Source organism: Cytophaga sp. (genome assembly GCF_051961495.1).
GTDB lineage: Bacteria > Bacteroidota > Bacteroidia > Cytophagales > Cytophagaceae > Cytophaga.
Genome location: NZ_JBQCDF010000302.1, coordinates 1 through 6,010, shown reverse-complemented (window position 1 = coordinate 6,010; position 6,010 = coordinate 1). Strand labels below are relative to the sequence as shown.

At 45.6% G+C, this 6,010-nt stretch carries 1 protein-coding gene and 1 pseudogene; one reads left to right on the top strand and one right to left on the bottom strand.

Annotated features, from left to right (window positions below; translation table 11 throughout):
- A pseudogene (locus tag ACTHJT_RS16800) lies at positions 1-341 on the top strand (hypothetical protein); the annotation flags it as partial.
- Here ACTHJT_RS16800 and ACTHJT_RS16795 read toward each other — a convergent pair.
- The gene (locus ACTHJT_RS16795; protein ID WP_440240344.1) at positions 325-5,988 is read right to left on the bottom strand and encodes a glycosyl hydrolase family 8; all 5,664 of its coding nucleotides are present in this window, start codon (positions 5,986-5,988) and stop codon (positions 325-327) included. The pseudogene ACTHJT_RS16800 and the gene ACTHJT_RS16795 sit on opposite strands and share 17 nt — an antisense overlap.
- Positions 5,989-6,010: the final 22 nt, after the last annotated feature.

Genomic DNA, 6,010 nt, shown 5'->3' with positions numbered 1-6,010 from the left:
TGTTCCTGGAACCAAAAGAGATTACAAATATTCTCAATTATATTGAATTCGCTTCCATCCAGAATGCTGCTTATACCGGAAAGTTAAATAAAGACCAATACCGCAAACAGGCTGTTACAGAGCTCCGCCAGCTTACAACCGAATACCCGTTCATTCCATTAACCTGCCTGGCATTGATTGGATCTACCTTGTTATTCCTGCTGTTCTTTCTATACCAGATTTTTATTTTTATGATACACTACCGGATTATTGCCCTGCAAAAAAAAAGTCCTGATCCGGGCACAGATCAGGACTTGTATAATACCGGTTCAAACCGGGGGACACTTATTTCAATACAATGATGCGTTGATTCATTACAGAAGATTCCTGATTGATAATCAATACATAGGTTCCATCTGACAGTCCACTCACATCCAGTCTTGCTTCGTTACCTGTGATATATACCGGCAATAAGACTTCTTCACCCAGGACATTTATTACTTTGAAAGATGAACCCGTAAGATCCGTATCTGTTTCGATTAGTACTTCTTCTTTTGCCGGAACAGGATATACTTTGCCTGAAATTGTTTTACCGCCGCGTACAACCGTTGTTATATCGCTTGTTGTAATCGAAACCGGAGCAGACGTTGTAACTCCCCCCTGGCTATCCGTCACGCGTACGGTAATTGTATGGCTTCCCGGTGTCGGATTATTCCATGTATAGGTGTATGGTGCAGACGTACTTGTTCCGATCACTGTTGTGCCGTCAAGGAATTCAACCAACGTGATTGAGCCATCCGGATCGGTAACATTCACATTGATTACCACTGCACCTGTTATACTGGATTGATCTGTAGGCGACACGATCGTAATAACCGAAGGCTGATTCTGTCCTATTGTAACCGTTGTAACAGATGATGCTGCTTTGCAACCGGCTGCAGTTGTTACTTCTACTGTATAATCACCGGCAGCAGTAGCAGTATAAGAAGCACCCGTTCCAACTTCTGTGGAACCATTAAACCATTTGTATATAAATCCGTTGCCGGTAGTTGCATTCAGCAATACACTGCCACCTGATGTAATTGTTGTTGAACCTGTAGGTGTAATCGTTGCAACTGGTGTTGGATTCACTGTTACACTGATCTCCACGCGTTCACTTTCACAACCATTCGTTGCCTGGGTAACATAATATTTTACCGTACCAGCTGCATCTGTTGAAGGTACAGGCGTTACCGCTGAAACAGAACCACCCGTAAGCGACGGATACCATTTCAACGAAGTACCAACCACATTTAATGCTGTCGCAGCTTCATGCTGACAATATACTACCGGAGTAGTAACTGTCGGCGCTGCCGACGCCGGCAATACAACTACTTCAATCAATGACCGTGCGCTTTCGCATCCACTGGCTGTTTGAGATACATAATAACTCGTTGTCCCGGTTGAAGCTGTTACGGGTACAGGTGTATTAGCTAAAGGTGTAGTACTATTTACTGAAGTATACCATTTCAATCCGCTTCCCGAAGCCGTTAGCGGCAATGTAGTTGAATTCTGGCAATAGCTGATCGGTGTTGTAACGCCAGGTGCATTCGGAGCAGAACCTATAGTAACTGTTACCGGAGCAGAAATCGCTTTGCAGTTACTGGCATTGGTTACCTCTACTGTGTAATCTCCTGCTGTTGTTGCTGTATAGGTGGCAGCCGTTCCTACCTGGGTAGTTCCATTCAACCATTTATAAGATGTTCCTGTTGAAGAGGTAAGTATTACTGAACCGCCGGTGCAGAATGTGGTTGCACCGCCTGCGGTAATCGTTGCCGTTGGCAATGCGTTCACTGTAACAGCAATTGCTGTACGGGCACTTTCACAACCCGTAACAGTCTGTGATACGTAATAATTTGTTGTACCAACAGCTGTTGTAACCGGTGTTGGCGCTGTTGCAGAACCTGTTCCGTTGGCAGGTGTTGCATACCATAATAAACCTGTTCCCGAAGCTGTTAACGGAACTGCTGTTGCATTCTGGCAATACATTACAGCTGATCCTGCCGGCGCACCCGGTGCCGTATTCACCGTAACTGCTACCGCTGCTGAAGTTGCTTTACAGGTATTCGCATTGGTTACTTCTACCGTATACGAACCTGCAGCCGTTGCTGTATAAGTAACGGAAGTACCAACCTGGGTTGCGCCATTCAGCCATTTATAGGATGTTCCTGCAGAAGAGGTAAGTACCACTGAACCGCCGGTACAGAATGTGGTTGCACCTCCTGCCGTAATCGTTGCTGCTGGCAATGCATTAACTGTAACAGTAACCGCTGTACGGGCACTTTCACAACCCGTAACAGTCTGTGATACGTAATAATTTGTTGTACCTGCAGTTGTTGTAGCAGGAGTCGGTGCTGTTGCAGCGCCTGTTCCGTTCGCGGGTGTTGTATACCATAACAAGCTGGTACCTGTAGCTGTGAGCGGAACTGCCGCAGCATTCTGGCAATAGGTTACAGCTGCTGCTGCCGGAGCATCAGGCGCTGTGTTTACTGTAACTGTAACCGGAGCAGAGGTTGCTTTACAAGCATTTGCATTGGTTACTTCTACCGTATACGATCCCGCAGTTGTTGCTGTATAGGTTGCGGCCGTACCAACCTGGGTTGTTCCGTTCAGCCATTTATAGGATGTTCCAGTAGAAGATGTAAGTGTTACAGCTCCCCCGGCGCAGAATGCTGTCGCGCCGCTCGCCGTGATCGTTGCTGCCGGTAATGTATTTACAGTCACCGTTACAGATGTTGAGGTAGCTTTACAGGAAGCGGCATCTGTCACTTCCACGGTATAAGAACCCGCAGCGGTCGCTGTATAGGTTGCAGCCGTACCAACCTGGGTGGTTCCGTTCAGCCATTTATAGGATGCTCCTGTGGAAGATGTAAGTATCACAGAACCTCCGGTACAGAACGTTGTTGCACTACCTGCCGTGATCGTAGCTGCAGGAAGTGCTGTTACAGCTACTTCAATCGCAGCACGCGGACTTTCACAACCGCTAACTGTTTGTGATACATAGTAACTTGTTTTACCTGCTGCTGTTGTAGAAGGTGTAGGTGCTGTCGCTACACCAGTTCCACCCGTTGCTGCGGTATACCACAATAAGTTTGTACCTGTAGCTGATAACTGAGCGGCTGTAGCATTCTGGCAATAGCTCACCGCGGTTGTCACGGTTGGCGCTGCCGGGGTTGTACATGGCAGAGCCCCCTGCAGGATAGCCGTCCCGAATAAAGAGGGATCCTGCCATGCGTTATCTGTCGCGGCATTCCACGATAGCTTTCCATCGCGGGTTCCGTTATCATCATCGTCATTGATCATGAAATCCATCCCTACCAATTGCCCCACTGCCGGAGAGCCCTGCAAGGTTGACCATGGAATTCTGGCTTCAATAATATATCCGCCTGTGCGTGCAACAGCACTATACGTAATACCTGTCACAGAACGGCCAGCCGGCAATACACCAACAGTTGTGCCATCGTTCCAGCCAAAAGTATACTGCACATCATTGGCGCCATAGGTCGTTGCTTTATCATTGTTGATATCTACATATACTTCTACTCCATCGTCGTCGTATACGTTTGTACTTTCATTTACTTTAACATCATCGGTAACATCTGCCATTATGTACAGATAGTTATCATCCCACAAAGCTTTAAAGTTTCCGGATAAATCCGTCGCATTTGTTACAACGCCTGAAAGTAATTTGGTAGCTGCCACTGCTGGTATGCCGGCATTGTTCCATACAGCATCAACAGTACCATCTATGGTAATCGGACTGCTTACTTTATATATTTTATAGGTATTATTTACCGTTACGGTAACTGAAGCTCTGGGCCCTTCACAGTTATTCAATGTTTGTCCCACATAATATATTGTGGTACCTGTAGTGGTTGTTACCGGTACAGGCGCAGAAGCCAGTGCAGTTCCTCCGGTTGCAGTGGTATACCATTTCAATGCAGTACCTGTTGCCGTCAATGCAACAGCTGCGTCATTCAGCTCATACGTCACGGTTGCTGAAGGAACTACCGGAGCCGGTGTAGCACAGGTATTCGGGCAAGCCGGCTTCCATACTTTAAAGTTGCCGGAACAGTTCAGCATAGCAAGCATGTATAACATGCCATCATAATATCTGTATGTACCGGAAGGAATTCCTACATTCCAGAATTCCTGTACAAACGGTGTTGACAAGGTTGTATTCGTAGTTGCCAGCGATGCTACCGCGTTACAGGCAACAAGGCCTGTGGAGTGTTCACCGGAAGCATTGGTACCGTTCCAGTCATAATGGTTCATATAACCTGATCCCTGATTTTTAAAAAAGGTCAGGTAACGATCGGCAATCACAGGTTGCTGGGCATCCAGTTTAAACCAATGGTAATCCACACTCATGTTCATGATTGAACGCCATGCATCGTACATAAAACGCTGACTATTGGAATTATATGATGTAGTTTTAGGAGTTCCGTCAAAATTTGAATAGTCTGTAGTAAGCCCTGAAGTAGAATGTGAAGCATCGCGAAGCAGCTTTCTTGCCGCATCAGGTGTTTGTTGCCAGAATGCAGTATTAGTAGTTGACCATCTTGACCATAGTTCAAAAAAGCCGGGAAGGTTATAAGATGGATCCGTAAAGTCGTAAGAGCCGGTATTGGGACCAAATGTAATAAGTTTGGAAGTTGTATTGAATAAGCTGTTAACCCCTCCTGCCCCTGTTTTACTTTGCACCTTACTTAAAACAGATTGCGCTTCTGCACTATAGTTATATATTCCAGTGCCATTACCCCATCTGTTCGCAGCAAAAAATAATGCTGTAATAAAGTAAGCCTCACCATCCGGAGCAGGATTATTATCGATGGCGGTTCCGTTCGTATTCAGCTGCCAACGGAAAAAACCATCCAGATTACCTGAAGTATTCTGCATATATGTTTTCACCCACTTCCATAATTTATCGAATTCAGCTTTTTTATCAAGCTGCACACAAATCATTAAACCATAGGACATACCTTCGGAACGCACGTCATTATTAGCAATATCCTGAATGTAAGCCATGTCAGTACCGACTTCATAATATACCTTTTGAGTGGAACTGCCATAAAAAAGCTGTTGAAATGCAGCATTCACTTTAGCATTGATTTCTGTATCCGTTTTATTCAGCAGCTCCTTAAACATGTTTCTGTACACACCCGTGAAATATGCTCCATTACCTGTTTCACCACAATTATCTGTACCACCTCCGGAAGCAGTGACATTTACAACGATAGCCGCTCTCGGCCCTTCACAGCCGTTTAATGTTTGTGAAACATAATACGTTGCTGTCCCTGCTGTTGCGGTAGAAGGAACTGGAGCAGTAGTGCTTGCTGTTCCTCCGGTAGCATTCATGCCATACCATTTCAATGCTGTACCCGTTGCGGTCAATGCAGCAGCTGTGGCGCCCTGTGTATACGATACAGGTGTAGTAACTGTCGGTGCTGCAGTTGTACAACCCGGGTTTGTCACCGAAGCATTTGCCAATGTATATACGCCTTTGTCAGGAATAATGTCGAATTGAATGTACTTCACTCCGCTGATGGTAACGATTGTGGAAGAAATAATTGTCGTTCCCTGCATGACACGTACGGTCGTCCAGGTGGACGGCAGCTGGCGACGGATCGTTACAGCAGCATCGTAAATGGTATTGTCCAGACCATCTGTCGGTGTCATACGTAATGAATCTGCGTTTACTGTGGTTTCAGTAATTGCCATTGCATTACGTTCTTTAATATATTTTACAACGTTTCCGAATGTTCCTACCCAGTAATCTGCAGTATTTGTATTTACATAAGAAAGGTGACTGCCTAAAATACTTGATGCTAAAGGTGAATACCCGCCGTCATTATCAATACCATGGATTAAAAATACACACCAGCCGCCGGAACTTTTCGCATTGCCCACGCGTGTATTCATGTCTGCTGCAGTGTTCACACCTGTGCTGCCGCATATGATGGAACTCAATGTATAAAAATCTGAAGGAGAC